The organism is Streptomyces sp. BR123 (assembly GCF_013401435.1).
Taxonomy (GTDB): domain Bacteria; phylum Actinomycetota; class Actinomycetes; order Streptomycetales; family Streptomycetaceae; genus Streptomyces.
In genome coordinates, this window is record NZ_JACBGN010000054.1 from 1 (window position 1) to 18,767 (window position 18,767).

The following is an 18,767-nucleotide window of genomic DNA, read 5'->3' on the forward strand; positions in this document are numbered from 1 at the left end:
CCGTCCCCGTGTTCATGTCCCCACCCTAGGGCGCCGGGGAGTCCGCCCGATGGGACCAGAGGACGAGATCCGGCGCCGGGCTGAGACAATGCGGCCATGACGGAGACCACGGTCGGCATCGGCGGAGCGGCGGAGAGCACCGACATGGTGCTCAACATCGGACCGCAGCACCCTTCCACGCACGGCGTGCTGCGCCTGCGCCTCGTCCTGGACGGCGAGCGCATCGCGAGCGCCGATCCGGTGGTCGGCTACATGCACCGCGGCGCCGAGAAGCTCTTCGAGGCCCGTGACTACCGGCAGATCGTCATGCTCGCCAACCGCCACGACTGGCTGTCGGCGTTCTCCAACGAACTCGGCGTGGTCATGGCGGTCGAGCGGATGCTCGGCATGGAGGTCCCCGAGCGGGCCGTGTGGATGCGGACCCTGCTCGCGGAGCTGAACCGGGTGCTGAACCACCTGATGTTCCTCGGGTCGTACCCCCTCGAACTGGGCGGAATCACCCCGATCTTCCACGCGTTCCGCGAGCGCGAGGAGCTCCAGGCCGTCATGGAGGAGATCTCCGGCGGCCGCATGCACTACATGTTCAACCGCGTCGGCGGCCTCAAGGAGGACCTGCCGGCGGGCTGGCCGGGCCGGGCCCGCGCCGCGATCGCCGACGTCCGCAGCCGGATGGACGTGTACGACAAGCTGGTCCACGGCAACGAGATCTTCCGCGGCCGCACGCGCGGCGTCGGCGTCCTGTCCGCCGAGGCGGTGCACGCGTACGGGGTCTCCGGCCCGATCGCCCGCGCCTCCGGCGTCGACTTCGACCTGCGCCGCGACGAGCCGTACCTGGCCTACGGCGAGCTGCAGGACGTCCTGAAGGTGGTCACCCGGACCGACGGCGACTGCCTGGCCCGCTTCGAGTGCCTGCTGGACCAGACGCACAACTCCCTCGACCTGGCCGACGCCTGCCTGGACCGGATGGCGGAGCTGCCGCCCGGCCCGGTCAACCAGCGCCTTCCGAAGGTACTGAAGGCGCCCGAGGGCGCGACGTACGCCTGGACCGAGAACCCCCTCGGCATCAACGGCTACTACCTGGTCTCCAAGGGAGAGAAGACCCCGTACCGGCTGAAGCTGCGCTCGGCCTCCTACAACAACATCCAGGCGCTGTCGGTGCTGCTGCCGGGCACGCTCGTCGCGGACATGGTGGCGATCCTGGGCTCGCTGTTCTTCGTGGTCGGCGACATCGACAAGTAGTCGGGGACGGACAAGTCGCGGGAAAACAGGGGCCGTCAGCGCCTAAGGTGCGGGGATGACCACCCTTGGCATATGCGACGGTTACGACGGATACCTGCGGCGGCTCGGCTTCGCGGAGCCGCCGCGGCCCACCACCGGGACGCTCTTCGCGCTCCAGCGCGCCCACCTGGAGCGCGTCCCGTACGAGAACATCGACATCCAGCTCGGCCGGCCGCCCGGCATCGACCCCGCGCTGTCGGTGCGCCGCTTCGCCGACGGCCGCGGCGGGTACTGCTTCCACCTCAACGGCGCCTTCGCCCTGCTGCTGGAGTCCCTCGGATACGACGTGACCCGGCACCGGGCGGGCGTCCTCGGTCCGGCGGACCGTGACCGGCACGACGTCAGCGGGGACCACCTGGCACTGACCGTGCGGGTGGACGGCGAGGAGTACTTCGTCGACGCCGGGCTCGGCGACGGGCCGTACGAGCCGCTGCCGCTGCGGGCCGGAACGCACCGGCAGGGGGCGTTCACGTACGGGCTGGCCCCGCTGGAGGGCGACGAGCCCGGCTGGCGGTACCTCAACGACGCGGGACCGTGCCCGGTGGTCAACTTCCTCACGGCGCCCGCCGGGACGGCCGACTTCGAGGCCACGCACGAGCGGCTGTCCACCTCCGAGGACTCCGGCTTCGTACGGACCTTCGCGATGCTGCGGCGCGACGCACACGGGATCGACACCCTGCGGGGGCGGGTGCTCAGCCGGATCGACCCGGTGAAGGGGACCAGCGAGCGGATCCTGGACACGCCCGGGGAGTTCTGGTCGGTGGTGGGCGGGCTGTTCGAGCGGGCTCTCGACGACCTGGCGCAGGAGGACCGGGAAGCCCTGTGGGACCGGGTGTGCCGGGCCCACGCGGCCTGGCTGGCCTCCCGCGACGCGGACCGCAGCGGGGTCTGAGCGAGGTCCGGGCGGCAGCGCCCCGAAGGGGCGCGGGGAACTGCGCGACAGCCCCCACCGGGCCGCAGGACATCGCCGGACCGTCGCGGCAAGCGGCCTCTCCGGCGGGGGCGTTGTCGGTGCGGGAGGGCACACTGGGGGCATGGCGCATTCCCCCCGACGAGCCTGTCCCGCATGCGGGCGCGACTGCGCCGTGACCGCCGGCCGGATCGCCCGGCACGACCCGCCCGCCGGGCGGGACCGCGGCATGGTGTCCTGCCCCGGCTCCCGGGCCCGGGTGGTGCTCGGTGCGGCCGCGCCGACGCTCGACGGCTTCGCCCTACCGGACATGCCGGGCCAGCTCCCGCTGTTCTGAGGGCCGGGCACCCCGGCCCTCCCGCCCCGGGCTCTTGAGTACGCGGGGCCCCGGGGCTGAGTAGCCGTGCGGATCCCGGGCCCGGCCCGGCGGGACAGGATGGCGCCATGACCACCTGGTACCAGCAGTCCCCCGCCACACCGCAGAACGCCGCCGCGAAGCGGATCCGGCGGTGGTCCGGGATCGCCTTCGTGCCGTTCCTGCCGCTGCTCTTCCTGGCGAAGCTGGCGGTGCTGACCACACGGGAGGGCGGCATGTGCCTGATGTACGGCGGCTGCGAGCCCTTCCCCGGCGTGCTCTTCCTGTCGCTGGTCGGCGGCGTGCTGCTCGCCTTCGTGGTGGCGATGGCCGCACGGGGGACGATCCTGCGGGTCGCCCTGGGCGTGCAGCTGCTGCTGGAGGCCGCAGCCATGAACCTGGTGCTCGCGTACCCCTGAGCACGGGTACGGCGGCCGGGTCAGACCGAGGTCAGGCGCAGCAGGAGCGCGCCGCCGATGATCGAGGCGAAGGAGAGCAGGCGGGCGGTGGTGATCTTCTCCTTGAAGAGGACCGCGCCGAGCACGACGGTGCCGACGCCGCCGAGGCCGGTCCAGAGGGTGTAGCCGACGCTGACGTCCAGGTCCCGCAGGGCCAGCGAGAGGGTGTAGATGCCGCCGGCCGCGGCGCCCAGGGTGAGCACGGACGGCCAGAGGCGGGTGAAGCCCTTGGTGGCGTTGGTGCCGAGGGCGAAGGCGATCTCGAAGAGGATGGCGATTCCGAGGTAGACCCAGGTCATGGCTGGTTTCCTACCGTGGGTGAGGGGGATGCGCGGTGAGGTGCGGGGGTCAGGCAGCGGGCCGGGCGACCGGGGCGCCGGCCGCGTCGGCGGCCTTCCTGTCCGCGAGGGTGTCGGAGATCCGCAGGCCGAGGGCGCCGCCGATGACGAGGACGAAGGCCAGGACCTTCCCCACGGTCAGCGACTCGCCGTAGACGACGGTGCCGAGGACGACGGTGCCGACGGCGCCGATGCCGGACCAGACGGTGTAGCCGACGCCGACGTCGATGGTCTTGAGCGCCTGGGAGAGCGTGTAGATGCCGGCGGCCGCGGCGGCGGCCGTCAGGAGCGAGGGCCCGAGCCGGGTGAAGCCGTCGGTGGCCTCGGTGCTCAGGGCGAAGGTGATCTCGAACAGGGACGAGAAGAGCAGCCAGGCCCAGCCCCTGGAGGCGGCCGGGGGCGCGGCGGGGGAAGGGGAAGCGGCGTGGCTCGTCGTGGTGGCGGGCACAGGAACCTCCAACTATTTGCTTGTACGTGCATGGATTATGCGGCCGCACTCATCCCCGTTCAGGGCGATCGGCAGCGCGATAAGCTTGCTTGAGCAAGTATCTTGTTGTCAATGCACCGTCAGATACGAGAGATGAGGGGACCGTCCGCCATGACGACACCTTCGAGCGCCCCGCCCGCCTCGTCCGACCAGGCGATGTGGGACCGGGTGCTCACCCTGCACGCCCGCGTCGAACGGAATCTCGGCCAGGCCCTCCAGCGCCGGCACGGCATCGGGCTCTCGGAATACCGGGCCCTGGAGGACCTCTCCCAGGCCTCCGACGGGGAGCTGCGGATGCAGGAGCTCGCGGACCGGGTCGGGCTGGGCCAGAGCTCGGTGACCCGCCTGGTGGGCCGGCTGGACGCGGCGGGCTACGCCTACAAGGACCTGTGCCCCGACGACAAGCGCGGGGTGTACGCCGTCATCACCGAGGAGGGGCGGCAGCGGTACGCGGCCGCCCGCTCGACCTACGCCGAGGTGCTCAGCTCCGCCCTGAACACGGCGGGCGCGGAACCGGAGCTGGCGCGCACCGTCCGGTCCCTGCGCAACGCCGTCTGACGGCCGGCGCTCAGGAGATCGCGCTGCGCAGCCGGCCCACGTTGATCGGCTCGGTCTCGTCGTGCTCGGTCAGGTCGATGACCTGGCCCGCCCCGCCCGGCCCGGCGGCGGCCGCCGCCGCATCGGACTCCGGCCTCGGCTCCGGCTCGGCGGCAGCGGCCCGGTCCGACTCCGCCTTGTGGACGGCCAGGGCCTCCTCGCCGACCACGTCGGCGAGGTCCTCGTTCTGGACCGACTCGATCGCCGCGCGCGCCCGCTCGGCGCCCTTCGTGCCGAAGAAGTCGAAGCCGCCGACCGTGCGGGAGGCCGGGCGGCGTGCGGCCTGGTACGGGGCCACCGGCCCCGCGGGGCGGCGCGCCGGGAGGGCGGAGCCGGCCGACTGCGTGGCTGCGTCGGCGGCCTGCGGCCCGTCAGTCGGCGCGGGCTGTCGCGGCACGGACCCGGACTGCCCGGCCGGGAGCTGCGCGGGCCTCGCCGGTGCGGGCAGCGGAGCCCGGGCGCCCGGTCCCCCGGGGCCTCCCGGGCCCGCCGGACCGGCCTCGGCCTTGTGCATCAGGGCGCTCAGGGCCGCGTGGGCGCGGGCGTAGCCGACCGCGGTGGGCGCGCCGCTGGACGTGCGCTCCTCGGTGACCGGCGGGAGCTCCTTCGCGGGGCCGGCCGCCGGGGCCGCGGACGCCTCGATGGCCAGCAGCCGTCGGCCCTCCAGAGCGCTGGCCCGCTCGGTCTCGGCGGTGGCGTACCGGCGCAGCAGCGCCGCGTGCTCGCCGCGCAGCCCGGCGAGTTCGACCCGCTTGGCCCGCAGCTTGGCGTCGAGCTTGGCCCGCAGCACGCGGGCTTCCTCGAGGTCGGACTCCAGCTCGGCAATGCGCTCGTCGGTCTTCCACTCGTCCTTGACCCGCTCGCGCGCCAGTTCCGTGACGCGCCGCCCGGCGGTGCGGTCCCAGGTGCGCATGACGACGGCGGCCGCGATGCCCGCTGCCGCGGCCAGCGCCACGAGCAGCCGCAGCGCCACGGGATCCGCGAGCAGCCAGGCCACGGTCGCGGTGGTGAGGGAAACACCGGCCACGGCCGCGGGAGTGAGCAGCCGGTGCAGGGGTTCGGGATTGCGGTGGCGTCCTCGGGGCATGGCCAGAAATTTACAGGGCGTGGGGGTCGCTTGGGGATGGCTGCCCGGCAATCTGTTCCCGGGTGGTTACCTGCGGTGCCCCCGCCCCGGCAGCCGCTACCCGCCGATCAGCCCCTTGGCCTTCAGATAGGCCTTCGCGGCGTCCGCCGGCTTCTCGCGCCGGGCGTCGACCCGGCCGTTCAGTTCGACGAGGTCGGCGGTGGTGAGGGCCTTGGTCAGCCTGTCCAGTGCGGCCGCGATCTCCGGGGCGCCCGCGTCCTTGGCGTTGACCACCGGCAGGACGTTGTCGGCGTTCTGGAGCTTCTTGTCGTCCTCCAGCAGGACCAGGTCGAAGCTCTCCAGCGTGGCGTCCGTTGTCGTGGTGAGAACCAGCTGGTCGGTGCCGTCCTTGACGGCCTGCTTGGCCTGCGGGGTGCCGACCCCCTTGGGATCGATGCCGGAGACGTCGATTCCGTAGGTGCTCTTCAGGCCCGGGGCGCAGAAGGGCCGTACGGCGCATTCGTCGCCGGCCGCGATCTTCACCTTCAGCCCGGACCTGCCGAGATCGGAAAGGGTCCGCAGGTCGTTCTTCCGCGCGAATTCCTTCGTCACCGCGAAGGCGTTCTGGTCGACCGCCCCGCCCACCGACAGGATCTTCAGGCCCAGCGGCCCCGCCAGCTTCTCCAGCCCGGCCACCGTGGAGGCCGGGTCGCTGGAGGCGACCGGCTTCTCCTGGGGTGCCTTCGGGCCGTTGACCTTGGCGTTCAGGAATTCGGCGAGCGTGGCCGCGTACTCCGGGACGATGTCGATCTCGCCCTTCTCCAGGGAGGGTTCGTACAGCTCGCGGTTGTTGACCGTGGTGATCGAGGTGCTGTAGCCGGCGTCCCGGAGCACCTGCGCGTACAGCTCCGCCAGCACGTTGGACTCGGTGAACCCGGCCGCGCCGATCACCAGCTTCCCCTTGCCGGAGGCGCCGCCCCCGGAGGCGGACGCGGCCCCGCCGTCCTCCTTGCTCTGCTCCAGGCTCGCTCCGCCGCAGGCGGTGAGGGAGGCGGCGAGGGCCACCGCCGCGAGGGCCGCGGCCAGGGCCCGGGTGGACTTGCTCATGTCGTGCTCCTCCGGAGGGATGGATGCGAACAGGAACGGGCAGGCCGGGCGGCCGGCCGTGGTCAGCGCGCCGCCGGCCGTGCCAGCAGCCGCTCCGCCGCCACGAGGACCCCCTCGACCAGCAGGGCCAGGGCCGCCACGAGCAGGGCGCCCGCGACGACCTGCGGCGTGTTGTACGTGTTGAAGCCGGCGGTGATGATCCGGCCGAGGCCGCCCTGGCCGACCATCGCCGCGATCGTGGCCGTGGCGACGACCTGGACGGCGGCCGAGCGCAGACCCGTCATCAGCAGCGGCCGTGCGAGCGGCAGTTCGACCCTCAGGAACAGCTGGCCGCCGGACATGCCCATGCCCCGGGCGGCCTCCACCACGGACCGGTCGACCTCGCGCATGCCGACGTACGCGTTGGTCAGCAGGGGCGGCACGGCGAACAGCACGAGCGCGGCGACCGTGGGCAGGTAGCCCGCGCTGCGCAGCGGCGAGACCATGAACAGGGCGAGCACGGCGAACACGGGGACGGCCCGCCCGGCGTTGGAGATGTTGACGGCCAGCGCCCCGCCCCGGCCGATGTGGCCGAGCCACAGCCCGACGGGCAGCGCCACCGCGCAGGCGACGGCGAGGGCGATGCCGCTGACGCAGGCGTGCTCGGCGAGCCGGTGCCACACCCCGTTCTCGCCGGACCAGTGGCCGCCGTCCGCCAGCCAGTCCCAGGCCCCTCCCATGACGCCCACGGCCCTCACGCCCCCCTGTCCGTCGCCGCCGTGCGCGTCCACGGCGTGAGCAGCCGCTGCAGCCCGAGCAGCAGCAGGTCCGCCACGAGGGCGAGGAGCACGCACAGCACGGAGGCGGTGAGCACCTGGGCCTTGAAGGAGCTGTTCACGGCCGGGGCGATGAGGTTGCCGAGGCCGCCCTTGCCGACGATCGAGCCGACGGTGGCCAGCGCCACGGTCGAGACGGTGGCGATCCGCAGCCCGGCGAGCAGCGCCGGCAGCGCCAGCGGCAGTTCGACCTGCCACAGCAGCCGCCCGGGCCCGTACCCCATGCCGCGCGCGGCCTCCCGCACCTCCTCCGGGACGGCCTCCAGCCCGGCCAGCGCGTTGCGGACGAGGATGGTCAGCGAGTACAGCACCAGGCCGGTCACCACCAGGGAGGCCGACAGCCCGAACAGCGGCAGGAGAAGGGAGAACATGGCGAGGGAGGGGACCGTGTAGAGCAGCGTCGTCAGGCCCAGCACGGGTGCGGCCCAGCGCCGGCCGCGGCGCGCCAGCAGGGCCAGCGGAACGGACACGGCGAGGCCGATGAGGACCGACGCGGCGGTGATCCAGACGTGTTCGAGGGTGGCGGCGGTCAGCTCCTCGGAGCGGGAGGTGACGTACTCCCAGCAGATCCAGTCGTTCGCCACCAGGCAGCTCTGCTCCGCCATGCCGTCCCCCTCCCCGCCGGTCGTACGCACATCCGTCCGAAAACACGAAGCCAGGAGCGACCCTAACCCGACGCGGCCCGGCAGCCGGAACCATTCCCGCCGGGACGACACGCTCTTCACACGTCCGCGACGCCGGTAGGGAAGGATGGCGGTGTGATCCGATTCGAGCATGTGACCAAGCGCTACGCAGACGGGACCACCGCCGTCGAGGACCTGTCCTTCGAGGTGGCGGAGGGCGAACTGGTCACGCTGGTGGGCCCGTCCGGCTGCGGCAAGACCACCACGATGAAGATGGTCAACCGGCTGATCGAGCCCACCTCCGGCCGTATCCTGCTCGGCGGCGAGGACATCGCGGCCGCCGATCCGGTCGAGCTGCGCCGCCGCATCGGGTACGTCATCCAGCAGGTGGGGCTGTTCCCGCACAAGACGGTGATGGAGAACACCGCGACCGTGCCGCAGCTCGTCGGCACCCCCCGGGCCAAGGCCCGCGCCCGCGCGGCCGAACTCCTCGAACTGGTCGGCCTGGACCCGGCCGTGTACGGCGGCCGCTACCCGCACCAGCTGTCCGGCGGGCAGCGCCAGCGCGTCGGCGTGGCCCGCGCGCTCGCCGCCGACCCGCCGGTGCTGCTGATGGACGAGCCGTTCGGCGCGGTGGACCCGGTGGTGCGGGAGCGGCTGCAGAACGAGTTCCTGACGCTGCAGAAGACGGTCCGCAAGACGATCCTGCTGGTCACGCACGACCTTGACGAGGCCGTCCGGCTCGGCGACCGCATCGCCGTCTACGGGACGGGCACCATCGAGCAGTTCGACCGCCCGGCCGCCGTACTGGGCGCCCCCGCCACGGCGTACGTCGCCTCCTTCGTCGGCGCGGACCGGGGGCTCAAGCGGCTCGCGGTCACCCCGGTCGGGACCGCCGACCTCGCGCCGGCCGACGGAGCGGAACCGGAGGCCTCGGTGGCGCTCGGGGCCAGCCTGCGCGAGGCGTTGGCCGCGCTGCTCCAGGAGGACTCGGGGCGGATCGGGGTCACGGATCCGGAATCCGGCTCACTGGTCGGCGTCCTGACCCCGCAGGGGGTTCACCGGGCGCTGCTCCGGGCCCGCGCCGAGGACGCCGACGCGGCCTGAACCGGCCGGAAACGCCGTGTGGCCGGCCCTTCCGGGCCGGCCACACGGTCGTCACAGGTCGTTCGGCACGGGCCGTCAGGCCTGGATGCGGTTGCTCATCCACGTCAGCATCGGCGGGATCTCGCGGCGCCAGGTGTTGAAGTTGTGGCCACCGCTGTCCAGGATGATCGAGGAGACCCGGTCCGGACCCTTGACCAGCTTCACGAACTTGCGGGTGTCCGCGATGTTCGGCTCGCCCGTCTCGCTGCTGGTCACCAGGAACGAGGTGCCCGTCGGCTTCTTGCGCTCGATGCTGTACATGATGTCGGCGCGCTTCTTCAGGTTCTCGTCGCCCTGGAATAGGTTGCCGGTCGTGGCGTCGTTCGGGGCCTCGTAGTACGCGGACAGGCCGGCCGCGGCACCGAAGGTCTGCGGGTAGTGCGCGGCGATCTTCAGGGCGCAGTAGCCGCCGGTGGAGTTGCCGATGAAGCCCATGTTCTCGGGCTTCTTGCCGACCCGGAAGGTGCTCTGGATGGCCTGGGGCAGGTCCTGCGCGAAGAAGGTCTCGGTCTGCGGGCCGCCGGGGATGTCCACGCACTCGGTGTCACGCGGCGGCGCCACGGTCGGGCGCAGCATGACCAGGATCATCGGCTTCATCTTGCCCGCCTTGGCCTGCTTGAAGGCCGTCATCGGGTAGTTCAGCCCTTTGATCAGGTTCTCGGCGGTGCCCGGGTAGCCGGTCAGCACGATCGAGGCGGGGAAGTTCTTGTCCTTGTGCTGCGGCTGGAAGTACTCCGGCGGCAGCCACACGTACCCCGGGCTCGTTATCTTCGACTTCTCGCCGGATATCGAGACCTTCAGGATCTGGCCGCCGACCTGCGGCTGGGCCCCGCCGGGGACCTCCAGCTTCTGCTTGTCGATGACCTTGATGTCCTTGCTGCTCATCGAGTGGTCGACGACCTTGCCGACCGAGGTCTCCTTGCCGAACAGGTCCGCCCACGAACCGTAGAAGGAGAAGGACTGGTTCGCCGCCAGGCCGACCGCCGAGAACACCGCCAGCTGCGTCGCGAACAGGAGGCCGATCCGGCCCAGCACCGCACGCCAGGTGCGGCCCGAGAGCCGGGGCCAGAACCACACCGTGGCTGCAAAGAGCAGCACACCGGCAGCGACGGCGATCGCCAGAACCGTATTACTGGTGAGACCCATGAGCTGTCAGTCGACTTTCTGGTGGCAGGACAAGTTTTTCTCGACGGAAGAGTGAACCCGCTCGCGCTCGATGTCGTCCTAGTGGACGCACCACACTCCGGAGGCTGTCGCGGCCTTCGGCCACTTGATCTCTCGCGGAGCAACGGGAAGCGATGTCTAGCAGGATAGATGGCGATAAGTCGGGACAGGTTCCGAGCGGGGTACGCCGAATCTTCCGCGGACCACGACCGGAGTCCGTGCCCGGGCTGGTGGGAACGGCCGTCACGGTCGTCGGCCTCCTCGACGTTGCGGCGGGCGTGTTCCCGCGGTTCCAGCACAGCCGGCTCCGCGCCGTCGCGGAGGTGATCCCCGGATCGACCCGGCCCATGGCGGCTGCCGTCACCATCTGCGCCGGCGTCCTGCTGCTCCTGCTCGCCCACGGCCTCAAGCGCCGCAAGCGCCGGGCCTGGCGGGCGGCCGTCTTCCTGCTGCCGGTCGGAGCCGCCGCACAGTTCGTGTACCGCCACTCCTACATCGGCGTGGTGATCGCTGTCGCCCTGCTCGCCCTTCTGTTGCGCCATCAGGGTGAATTCAAGGCGCTGCCCGACCCGCGCAGCCGCTGGAAGGCCCTCGCCAACTTCATCCTGATGAGCGCCGGCTCGATCGGCCTCGGCCTGGTCATCGTCAACGCCCACCCGAGCAAGGTGGTGGGGCGCCCCGGCCTCTACGAGCAGATCGCGCACGTCCTGTACGGGCTCGTCGGCATCGAGGGTCCGATCGCCTACTCCGGCGGCCGCGCGGACTGGATCGTCGGCTACTCCCTCGGCGCACTGGGCATGCTGACCGCGCTGACCACCATCTACCTCGCCTTCCGCCCCGAGCACCCGGCCGCCCGGCTCACCGTCGACGACGAGGACAAGCTGCGCGAGCTGCTCGCCAAGCACGGCGGCCGCGACTCCCTCGGCCACTTCGCGCTGCGCCGCGACAAGGCCGTCGTCTTCTCCCCCAGCGGCAAGGCCGCCGTCACCTACCGCGTCATCTCCGGCGTGATGCTCGCCTCCGGCGACCCCATCGGCGACGTCGAGGCCTGGCCCGGCGCCATCGAGCGGTTCATGGCCGAGGCCAAGGCCCACTCCTGGACCCCGGCCGTCGTGGGCTGCAGCGAGACCGGCGGCGAGGTCTGGACCCGGGAGACCGGCCTGGACGCCCTGGAGCTCGGCGACGAGGCGATCGTCGACGTCAAAGACTTCTCCCTCACCGGCCGCGCCATGCGCAACGTCCGCCAGATGGTGAAGCGCATCGAGCGCAACGGCTACACCACCCAGGTCCGCCGCGTCGCCGACCTCACGGAGGAGGAGCTGGAGCAGGTCCGCGGCGCTGCCGAGGCCTGGCGCGGCACCGACACCGAACGCGGCTTCTCCATGGCCCTCGGCCGCGTCGGCGACCCGGGCGACGGCGACTGCATCATCGCCACCGCCCACCGCGTGGAGGAAGGCGACACCAGCCCGTTCGGTGACCTGAAGGCCATCCAGCACTTCGTGCCGTGGGGCAAGGACGGCATGTCGCTGGAGCTGATGCGCCGCGACCGCGCAGCCGACCCCGGCATGAACGAGCTGCTGATCGTCGCCTCCCTGGAAGCCGCCCCGGCCCTCGGCATCGAGAAGGTCTCCCTGAACTTCGCGATGTTCCGCTCGGCCCTGGCCCGCGGCGAGCGGATCGGCGCCGGCCCGGTGCTTCGCATGTGGCGCAGCCTGCTGGTCTTCCTGTCCCGCTGGTTCCAGATCGAGTCGCTGTACAAGTTCAACGCGAAGTTCCGCCCCCGCTGGGAGCCCCGCTTCATGGTCTACCGCACCACGCGCGACCTTCCCCGCATCGGCTTCGCCGTCATGCAGGCCGAGGGCTTCGTGACCCTGGCCCTGCCCCGGCTGTTCGCCGGCCGCCGCGGCCCCAAGCCGGAACGCGGCTGCGCCCACACCCACCTGAGCGCCGTGCCCGCCCGGCCGGAGCGCGAGGTCCAGGCGGCCTGAGGCCCCGCGGCCGCGCCGCCCCGCACGTGAAGCCCGGCCCCCGGTGATCCCGGGGCGCCGGGCTTCGTGCTGCGCGGGCTTCGGGCAGCGCCGGCTCCGTGCCGCACGCTTCGGCTCCCGGGCGCCCGCCCGGGGCCGCGTACCGCCGGGCTGCCGCCGCGTGCCGCGCGGGCCGGAAGCCGCCGACCCACGCCCGGGCCGTGCCCGATCCGGGGGCAGCCCTACCCTGGGACCATGAACATCAAGCACGGGGCCGCGGGCAGGGGCCGGGTCACAGGCCTGCCGGACTGGGACCGCTGCGCGGTCATGGGCGTCGTGAACGTCACCCCCGACTCCTTCTCCGACGGGGGCCGCTGGTTCGACACCACCGCCGCCGTCAAGCGCGGCCTCGACCTCATAGCCCAGGGCGCCGACCTCATCGACGTCGGCGGGGAGTCCACCCGGCCCGGCGCCACCCGCGTCGACGAGGAGGAGGAGCTGCGCCGCGTCGTCCCCGTGGTCCGCGGCCTGGCCTCCGAAGGGGTCACCGTCTCCGTCGACACCATGCGCGCCTCGGTGGCCGCCCGGGCCGTCGAAGCCGGCGCGACCCTGGTCAACGACGTCAGCGGCGGGCTCGCCGACCCCGGCATGATCCCCGCGGTGGCCGCCGCCGAGGTGCCCTTCGTGGTGATGCACTGGCGCGGCTTCAGCGCCGACATGAACAGCCTCGCCGTCTACGACGACGTCCTCGCCGAGGTCACCGCCGAACTCCGGACCCGCATCGACGCCGTCATCGCCGGCGGCATCGCCCCCGAGCGGATCGTCGTCGACCCCGGCCTCGGCTTCGCGAAGATGGCCGAGCACGACCTGGCCCTGGTCGCCCACCTGCCCGAGCTGCGGGCCCTCGGCTTCCCGCTGCTCGTCGCCGCCTCGCGCAAGCGGTTCCTCGGCCGCGTCCTGGCCGGCGCCGGCGCCACGCCGCCGCCGGCCCGCGAGCGCGACGCCGCCACCGCCGCCGTCTCGGCCATCGCCGCCCACCAGGGTGCCTGGGCCGTCCGGGTCCACGAGGTACGCGCCACGGCCGACGCGGTTCGGGTGGCCCGTGCGGTGGAAGGGGCTTGGTGACCCGGCCCGCACCTGGGGCCCGTACTGCCAGGAGAGGGGCACGGTGAGCCGTACCGACATCGAGGCCGTCGAGCAGGTCAACACGGCCTTCTACGAGGCCATGGAGCAGGGTGACTTCGACGCCATGTCGGCGCTCTGGCTGGAGGACGAGGTGTCCTGCGTCCACCCGGGCTGGCCGGTGCTCAGCGGCCGCGGCGAGGTGCTCCGCTCGTACGCGCTGATCATGTCCCACACCGAGTACATCCAGTTCTTCCTGACCGACACCAAGGTCGCCGTCATCGGCGACACGGCCCTGGTCACCTGCACCGAGAACATCCTCAGCGGAGGGCCCGCCGGGGACGGCGGAGAGCTCGGCCCCCTCGTCGGCCAGCTCGTCGTCGCCACAAATGTGTTCCGACGCACATCCGAGGGCTGGCGCCTCTGGTCCCACCACGGTTCTCCGGTCCTGACGGAGTCCGACGAGGACGAGGAAGAGGCCTCCGACTGACCCCTCCGGCGGGGACGGGCCTCTTTCGCAGGTAGATTCGAAGACGGACGACGCCGACCGCACTCGGCGCAGGCCCATGGATCCGGGGAGCCCCGGACCGCAGCACCTACGGAAGCAGGAGTGATTCGCGTGGATCGTGTCGCGCTGCGCGGCCTCAAGGCTCGCGGGCACCACGGCGTCTTCCCCCGGGAACGCGAGGAAGGCCAGACCTTCATCGTCGACCTGGTACTGCACATCGACACGCGCCCGGCTGCGGCGGACGACGACCTGGCGAAGACCGTCCACTACGGGGTCGTCGCCGAGGAGGTCGTCGACGTGGTCCAGGGCGAGCCCGTCGACCTGATCGAGACCCTGGCCGAGCGCATCGCCCAGCAGTGCCTCAAGCACGAAGCGGTGGCCCAAGTGGAGGTCGTCGTCCACAAGCCGGACGCGCCCATCACCGTCCCCTTCGACGATGTGACCATCACGATCACCCGGAGCCGCGCGTGAACAACGGACTGAACGCCCAGAGCGACCCCACCGTCCAGCCGGTGCCCGCCTCCGTCGTCGAGGCGGTCGACGCGGCCGACGTCACCCTGTCCAACCCCAAATGGTCCGTGATCGCCCTCGGCGGCAACCTCGGCAACCGGATGGAGACCCTGCAGGGCGCGATCGACGCCCTCGGCGACACCCCGGGCGTCCGGGTCAAGGCGGTCTCCCCCGTCTACGAGACCGAGCCGTGGGGCGTCGAGCCCGGCTCCCAGCCCTCGTACCTGAACGCGGTGGCCCTCGTGCGGACCACCCTGCCCCCGTCCAGCCTGCTGGAGCGCGGCCACGCCATCGAAGAGGCCTTCGACCGCCTCCGCGAGGAGCGGTGGGGCCCCCGCACCATCGACGTGGACATCATCGCCTACGCCGACGTGGTCTCCGACGACCCCGTCCTCACCCTCCCGCACCCCCGGGCCCACCAGCGCGCCTTCGTCCTCGCCCCCTGGCACGACGTCGACCCCGAGGCACGGATCCCCGGCCACGGCCCCGTCGCCGACCTGCTCGCCGGGATCGGCCTGGCCGGCGTCACCCGGCGCTCCGACCTGGAACTGCGCCTCCCCGAATAGTCCTGAGTAGCCTGTGGTCTGCCGACGGACGGCTGAGGCAGAGGCGCAGAGAGCGGGGAACAGGCACGTGAAGCAACTGAGGCCGGCAGTCCTGGCAGGCATCTTCGTGGTGGCCGGGGTGCTGTCCTGGGCGGGTGCCCGTCTGTGGAACGCGTACGGGACCCTGCCGGGCGTTCCGTTGGCCGCCCCCATCGTGCTGGGCGCCATCGCGGTCGTGCTGCTGGCGACCGCCATGTCGCTGCGCTCCCGCCTCAAGGCCCAGCGGGAGCGGCAGCCCGACGCGAAGGGCGTGGAGCCGCTGATGGCGGCCCGGGCGCTGGTCTTCGGCCAGGCCAGCGCCCTCGTCGCGGCTCTCGTCGCGGGCATGTACGGCGGCGTGGGCGTCTTCCTCCTGGCCGACGGCCTGGAGGTGCCGGCCCGCCGCGATCAAGCCTGGTACGCGGCCTTCTCGGTGCTGGCGGGCGCGGCGGTCATCGCCGCGGCCCTCTTCCTGGAGCACGTCCTGAAACTCCCCGAGGACGACGACACCACCCCCCAGGCCCCCTCCCGCGCCTGACCGCACCGGGTCGGGCCCGTCTCAGTGGTGGCGGGGCCCCAGCCACTCCCAGAGCGGGCGGTCCCCGGGCCCCCGGCCCTCCCAGTCGCAGAACTGCAGGTCCGCGAGGAGACCGTCGGAGGCGAGGAGCGTCGCCTCGCCGTCGTAGCCGCCGCCGGCATCGAGCAGTGACGCGCCCGCCACCGCCTCCATGGTCTCCTCCATCGGCACGGCCGCCACGGCTCCCGCGTCCACTCTCAGGTACACGCACGGGCAGGCACAGCCGCTCCCGCGCATCTCGGCGTGCGGTATCTGCGCCCGCAGGCCGCGGTGGACGTCCGAGTCACCGTCGAGCAGCAGCTCCAGGGCGCGCCGGACGTCCTCGCTCAGCGGCTTCCAGCCGTCGGGCGGGGACCCGTCGGCCATGTCAGCGGGCCATTATCAGGCTCATCGCCTCGTTGCGGGTGGCGGAGTCGCGAAGCTGGCCGCGGACCGCCGAGGTGGTGGTCTTCGCGCCCGGCTTGCGGATGCCGCGGACCGACATGCACATGTGCTCGGCCTCGACGACGACGATCGCGCCGCGCGCCTCCAGGATCTCCATCAGGGAGTCCGCGATCTGTGTGGTGAGCCGCTCCTGGACCTGCGGACGGCGGGCGTAGACCTCGACGAGGCGTGCCAGCTTGGACAGCCCGGTGATCTTGCCGGTCTCGGCGGGGATGTACCCGACGTGGGCGACGCCGTGGAAGGGAAGCAGGTGGTGTTCGCACAGGCTTACGATCTCGATGTCCTTCACGAGCACCATCTCGTCGTGCCCGAGGTCGAACGTCGTCGTCAGGACGTCCTCGGGCTTCTGCCACAGGCCCGCGAGGATCTCCCGGTACGCCCGGGCCACGCGGGCCGGCGTCTCCAGGAGCCCCTCCCGGTCCGGGTCCTCGCCGACCGCGATGAGGAGCTCTCGGACGGCGGCCTCGGCCCGCTTCTCGTCGAACACGCCGATCGTGCCCTCGCCGGCCAGGGTCACTGGGTCGGTCATCTGTGCCTCGTTCCTGTCTTCGATCACACGGGCATACGAAAATGCCGCGTCCCCAGGCTAGAACCTGGGGGACGCGGCATCCATTCCGGGCCGGGCTGCGGGCCTGCGGCTACTCCGCGCGGTCCTCGGTGACCGGGTCCTTCTCCACCGACACGACCGGGGTGGCCGCCGCGGCGCCGTTCGCCGCGTTCGTCAGCTGGAGCTCCTTGGGCGAGAGCACCGGCGGGCGGGTCGACGGGGTGCGGTGGGCCGAGCCGGTCCACGCCGGGCGGGCCGGGCGCTTGACGACCGTCGAGAAGATCTCGGCGATCTCCTCCTTGCCCAGGGTCTCCTTCTCCAGGAGGGCCAGGACCAGGTTGTCGAGGACGTCGCGGTTCTCGACCAGGATCTCCCAGGCCTCGTTGTGCGCGGTCTCGATGAGCTTCTTGACCTCTTCGTCGACCAGCGCCGCGACCTCTTCCGAGTAGTCGCGCTGGTGCGCCATCTCTCGGCCCAGGAACGGCTCGGTGTTGTCACCGCCGAACTTGATCGCGCCGAGGCGCTCGGTCATGCCGTACTGGGTGACCATCGCGCGGGCCGTGGCGGTGGCCTTCTCGATGTCGTTCGCGGCGCCCGTGGTCGGGTCGTGGAAGACCAGCTCCTCGGCCGCGCGGCCGCCCAGCATGTAGGCCAGCTGGTCGAGCATCTCGTTGCGCGTGGTCGAGTACTTGTCCTCGTCCGGCAGGACCATCGTGTAGCCCAGGGCGCGGCCGCGGGACAGGATCGTGATCTTGTGGACCGGGTCGGAGTTCGGGGAGGCCGCCGCGACCAGGGCGTGTCCGCCCTCGTGGTACGCGGTGATCTTCTTTTCCTTGTCCGACATGATCCGGGTCCGCTTCTGCGGGCCCGCCACGACGCGGTCGATCGCCTCGTCCAGCATGTGGTTGTCGATCAGCTTCTTGTCCGAGCGTGCCGTGAGCAGCGCGGCCTCGTTCAGCACGTTGGACAGATCGGCACCGGTGAAGCCCGGGGTGCGGCGGGCGACGGCCGCCAGGTCGACGTCCGGGGCGACCGGCTTGCCCTTCTGGTGGACCTTGAGGATCTCCAGACGGCCCTGCATGTCCGGGCGGTCGACGGCGATCTGCCGGTCGAAGCGGCCCGGGCGCAGCAGCGCCGGGTCGAGGATGTCGGGCCGGTTGGTGGCGGCGATCAGGATGACGCCGCCCTTGACGTCGAAGCCGTCCATCTCGACGAGGAGCTGGTTGAGGGTCTGCTCGCGCTCGTCGTGGCCGCCGCCGAGGCCCGCGCCGCGGTGCCGGCCGACGGCGTCGATCTCGTCGACGAAGACGATCGCCGGGGCGTTGGCCTTGGCCTGCTCGAACAGGTCGCGGACGCGCGAGGCGCCGACACCGACGAACATCTCGACGAAGTCGGAGCCGGAGATCGAGTAGAACGGCACGCCGGCCTCGCCGGCGACGGCGCGCGCCAGCAGCGTCTTGCCGGTGCCGGGCGGGCCGTAGAGCAGGACACCCTTGGGGATCTTCGCGCCGACGGCCTGGAACTTCGCCGGCTCCTGGAGGAACTCCTTGATCTCGTGGAGCTCCTCGACGGCCTCGTCCGAGCCCGCGACGTCGGCGAACGTCGTCTTCGGGGTGTCCTTGGTGATGAGCTTGGCCTTCGACTTGCCGAAGTTCATGACCCGGGAGCCGCCGCCCTGCATCTGGTTCATCAGGAACAGGAAGACGACGACGATCAGGACGAAGGGCAGCAGGGAGAGCAGCACGCTGAGGAACGGGCTGGTCTTGTCCGGGGTGACGGAGTAGCCGTCGGGGATCTGGCCGGCCTCGTACTTGCCCTGGAGGCTCTGGGCGAGCTGCACGCCCTGGTCGCCGATGTAGTTCGCCTGGAACTTGGAGCCGGAGCTGCCCCCGAGCTTCTCGCCCTTCTTCAGGTCGATCTTGATCATCTGGCTGTCGCCGGTGGTCAGGCGCGCCTGCTCCACCTGGCCACTGTTGATCGCCTTGATGACCTCGCTGGTGTCCACCGACTTGTAGCCGCCGCCTGAGCTGACGACATTCATCAACACGACCACGGCGAGGACGGCCAGCACGATCCACATGACTGGCCCACGGAAGTATCGCTTCACGTCCATCCATACGGGACGCCAGGCGCCCCGTCCCTCCTGCCCGTAGGTAAATGCTGC

Annotated in this window: 22 protein-coding genes; 12 read left to right on the forward strand and 10 right to left on the reverse strand. The window is 71.9% G+C overall.

Features of this window, described 5'->3' with window-relative positions; translation table 11 throughout:
- The first annotated feature begins 96 nt into the window (after positions 1-96).
- From HYE82_RS11825 to HYE82_RS11840, 4 genes are all read left to right on the forward strand, one after another.
- A complete protein-coding gene (locus HYE82_RS11825; protein ID WP_179173952.1) occupies positions 97-1,239 on the forward strand; it encodes an NADH-quinone oxidoreductase subunit D in 1,143 nt (380 codons plus the stop codon).
- 55 nt (positions 1,240-1,294) lie between these two features.
- On the forward strand, positions 1,295-2,170 hold the full coding sequence (locus tag HYE82_RS11830; RefSeq protein WP_179173953.1) for an arylamine N-acetyltransferase: 876 nt from the start codon (positions 1,295-1,297) through the stop codon (positions 2,168-2,170).
- Between the two features lie 142 nt (positions 2,171-2,312).
- The gene (locus HYE82_RS11835; RefSeq protein WP_179173954.1) at positions 2,313-2,525 is read left to right on the forward strand and encodes a hypothetical protein; all 213 of its coding nucleotides are present in this window, start codon (positions 2,313-2,315) and stop codon (positions 2,523-2,525) included.
- 107 nt (positions 2,526-2,632) lie between these two features.
- Entirely contained in the window at positions 2,633-2,962 is a 330-nt protein-coding gene (locus HYE82_RS11840) for a hypothetical protein (RefSeq protein WP_179173955.1), read from the forward strand.
- Between the two features lie 20 nt (positions 2,963-2,982).
- Here HYE82_RS11840 and HYE82_RS11845 read toward each other — a convergent pair whose 3' ends face one another.
- Entirely contained in the window at positions 2,983-3,300 is a 318-nt protein-coding gene (locus HYE82_RS11845; RefSeq protein ID WP_179173956.1) for a multidrug efflux SMR transporter, read from the reverse strand.
- A gap of 49 nt (positions 3,301-3,349) precedes the next feature.
- Entirely contained in the window at positions 3,350-3,787 is a 438-nt protein-coding gene (locus HYE82_RS11850; RefSeq protein WP_179173957.1) for a multidrug efflux SMR transporter, read from the reverse strand.
- 150 nt (positions 3,788-3,937) lie between these two features.
- Here HYE82_RS11850 and HYE82_RS11855 point away from each other — a divergent pair, with 150 nt between their 5' ends.
- Positions 3,938-4,384, forward strand: a complete 447-nt coding sequence (locus HYE82_RS11855; protein ID WP_179173958.1) for a MarR family winged helix-turn-helix transcriptional regulator — start codon at positions 3,938-3,940, stop codon at positions 4,382-4,384.
- 10 nt (positions 4,385-4,394) lie between these two features.
- Here the strand turns inward: HYE82_RS11855 and HYE82_RS11860 are convergent, their stop codons facing one another.
- The 4 genes from HYE82_RS11860 to HYE82_RS11875 form a co-directional block, all read right to left on the reverse strand.
- On the reverse strand, positions 4,395-5,510 hold the full coding sequence (locus HYE82_RS11860) for a hypothetical protein (protein ID WP_179173959.1): 1,116 nt from the start codon (positions 5,508-5,510) through the stop codon (positions 4,395-4,397).
- 96 nt (positions 5,511-5,606) lie between these two features.
- Entirely contained in the window at positions 5,607-6,596 is a 990-nt protein-coding gene (locus HYE82_RS11865; protein ID WP_179173960.1) for an ABC transporter substrate-binding protein, read from the reverse strand.
- Between the two features lie 62 nt (positions 6,597-6,658).
- Positions 6,659-7,324 (reverse strand): ABC transporter permease, encoded by a 666-nt coding sequence (locus HYE82_RS11870; RefSeq protein WP_179173984.1) that lies wholly within the window; start codon positions 7,322-7,324, stop codon positions 6,659-6,661.
- Positions 7,325-7,329: 5 nt separating this feature from the next.
- Entirely contained in the window at positions 7,330-8,016 is a 687-nt protein-coding gene (locus HYE82_RS11875; RefSeq protein WP_179173961.1) for an ABC transporter permease, read from the reverse strand.
- A 153-nt stretch (positions 8,017-8,169) separates the two neighbouring features.
- Here HYE82_RS11875 and HYE82_RS11880 point away from each other — a divergent pair, with 153 nt between their 5' ends.
- The gene (locus tag HYE82_RS11880) at positions 8,170-9,141 is read left to right on the forward strand and encodes an ABC transporter ATP-binding protein (protein ID WP_179173962.1); all 972 of its coding nucleotides are present in this window, start codon (positions 8,170-8,172) and stop codon (positions 9,139-9,141) included.
- A 75-nt stretch (positions 9,142-9,216) separates the two neighbouring features.
- On the opposite strand, the gene HYE82_RS11885 is transcribed toward HYE82_RS11880, so the two are convergent.
- Positions 9,217-10,326, reverse strand: coding sequence for an esterase family protein (locus HYE82_RS11885; RefSeq protein ID WP_179173963.1), 1,110 nt, complete (start codon positions 10,324-10,326; stop codon positions 9,217-9,219).
- A 152-nt stretch (positions 10,327-10,478) separates the two neighbouring features.
- Between HYE82_RS11885 and HYE82_RS11890 the strand changes: the two genes are divergently transcribed.
- From HYE82_RS11890 to HYE82_RS11915, 6 genes are all read left to right on the forward strand, one after another.
- Entirely contained in the window at positions 10,479-12,332 is a 1,854-nt protein-coding gene (locus tag HYE82_RS11890) for a phosphatidylglycerol lysyltransferase domain-containing protein (protein WP_179173964.1), read from the forward strand.
- A 306-nt stretch (positions 12,333-12,638) separates the two neighbouring features.
- Positions 12,639-13,436, forward strand: coding sequence for a dihydropteroate synthase (gene folP / locus HYE82_RS11895; protein ID WP_256987107.1), 798 nt, complete (start codon positions 12,639-12,641; stop codon positions 13,434-13,436).
- 100 nt (positions 13,437-13,536) lie between these two features.
- Positions 13,537-13,923, forward strand: a complete 387-nt coding sequence (locus HYE82_RS11900) for a nuclear transport factor 2 family protein (RefSeq protein WP_256987108.1) — start codon at positions 13,537-13,539, stop codon at positions 13,921-13,923.
- 129 nt (positions 13,924-14,052) lie between these two features.
- Entirely contained in the window at positions 14,053-14,412 is a 360-nt protein-coding gene (folB, locus tag HYE82_RS11905) for a dihydroneopterin aldolase (protein ID WP_150209025.1), read from the forward strand.
- Positions 14,409-15,017, forward strand: a complete 609-nt coding sequence (gene folK / locus HYE82_RS11910) for a 2-amino-4-hydroxy-6-hydroxymethyldihydropteridine diphosphokinase (RefSeq protein ID WP_309144285.1) — start codon at positions 14,409-14,411, stop codon at positions 15,015-15,017. The genes folB and folK overlap by 4 nt, the downstream gene beginning before the upstream one ends.
- Positions 15,018-15,084: 67 nt before the next feature.
- Positions 15,085-15,573, forward strand: coding sequence for a DUF3180 domain-containing protein (locus tag HYE82_RS11915; RefSeq protein ID WP_179173968.1), 489 nt, complete (start codon positions 15,085-15,087; stop codon positions 15,571-15,573).
- 21 nt (positions 15,574-15,594) lie between these two features.
- Here the strand turns inward: HYE82_RS11915 and HYE82_RS11920 are convergent, their stop codons facing one another.
- The 3 genes from HYE82_RS11920 to ftsH all read right to left on the reverse strand — a co-directional run bounded on the left by HYE82_RS11920 (position 15,595) and on the right by ftsH (position 18,716).
- Positions 15,595-15,978: a hypothetical protein gene (locus HYE82_RS11920; RefSeq protein ID WP_179173969.1), complete on the reverse strand. Its 384-nt coding sequence runs from the start codon at positions 15,976-15,978 to the stop codon at positions 15,595-15,597.
- 1 nt (position 15,979) lies between these two features.
- A complete protein-coding gene (gene folE / locus HYE82_RS11925; RefSeq protein WP_179173970.1) occupies positions 15,980-16,585 on the reverse strand; it encodes a GTP cyclohydrolase I FolE in 606 nt (201 codons plus the stop codon).
- Positions 16,586-16,694: 109 nt separating this feature from the next.
- Positions 16,695-18,716, reverse strand: coding sequence for an ATP-dependent zinc metalloprotease FtsH (gene ftsH, locus HYE82_RS11930; protein ID WP_179173971.1), 2,022 nt, complete (start codon positions 18,714-18,716; stop codon positions 16,695-16,697).
- Positions 18,717-18,767 lie beyond the last annotated feature (51 nt).

Excerpts from the sequence above, each read along its gene's own strand:
- HYE82_RS11835 (WP_179173954.1), top strand. The coding sequence starts at position 2,313 with ATGGCGCATTCCCCCCGACGAGCCTGTCCCGCATGCGGGCGCGACTGC.
- HYE82_RS11920 (WP_179173969.1), bottom strand. The coding sequence starts at position 15,978 with ATGGCCGACGGGTCCCCGCCCGACGGCTGGAAGCCGCTGAGCGAGGAC.
- HYE82_RS11860 (WP_179173959.1), bottom strand. The coding sequence starts at position 5,510 with ATGCCCCGAGGACGCCACCGCAATCCCGAACCCCTGCACCGGCTGCTC.
- HYE82_RS11900 (WP_256987108.1), top strand. The coding sequence starts at position 13,537 with ATGGAGCAGGGTGACTTCGACGCCATGTCGGCGCTCTGGCTGGAGGAC.
- HYE82_RS11890 (WP_179173964.1), top strand. The coding sequence starts at position 10,479 with ATGTCTAGCAGGATAGATGGCGATAAGTCGGGACAGGTTCCGAGCGGG.
- HYE82_RS11830 (WP_179173953.1), top strand. The coding sequence starts at position 1,295 with ATGACCACCCTTGGCATATGCGACGGTTACGACGGATACCTGCGGCGG.
- folE (WP_179173970.1), bottom strand. The coding sequence starts at position 16,585 with ATGACCGACCCAGTGACCCTGGCCGGCGAGGGCACGATCGGCGTGTTC.
- ftsH (WP_179173971.1), bottom strand. The coding sequence starts at position 18,716 with ATGGACGTGAAGCGATACTTCCGTGGGCCAGTCATGTGGATCGTGCTG.
- HYE82_RS11875 (WP_179173961.1), bottom strand. The coding sequence starts at position 8,016 with ATGGCGGAGCAGAGCTGCCTGGTGGCGAACGACTGGATCTGCTGGGAG.
- HYE82_RS11865 (WP_179173960.1), bottom strand. The coding sequence starts at position 6,596 with ATGAGCAAGTCCACCCGGGCCCTGGCCGCGGCCCTCGCGGCGGTGGCC.
- HYE82_RS11840 (WP_179173955.1), top strand. The coding sequence starts at position 2,633 with ATGACCACCTGGTACCAGCAGTCCCCCGCCACACCGCAGAACGCCGCC.
- HYE82_RS11855 (WP_179173958.1), top strand. The coding sequence starts at position 3,938 with ATGACGACACCTTCGAGCGCCCCGCCCGCCTCGTCCGACCAGGCGATG.
- HYE82_RS11845 (WP_179173956.1), bottom strand. The coding sequence starts at position 3,300 with ATGACCTGGGTCTACCTCGGAATCGCCATCCTCTTCGAGATCGCCTTC.
- HYE82_RS11825 (WP_179173952.1), top strand. The coding sequence starts at position 97 with ATGACGGAGACCACGGTCGGCATCGGCGGAGCGGCGGAGAGCACCGAC.
- HYE82_RS11885 (WP_179173963.1), bottom strand. The coding sequence starts at position 10,326 with ATGGGTCTCACCAGTAATACGGTTCTGGCGATCGCCGTCGCTGCCGGT.
- folP (WP_256987107.1), top strand. The coding sequence starts at position 12,639 with ATGGGCGTCGTGAACGTCACCCCCGACTCCTTCTCCGACGGGGGCCGC.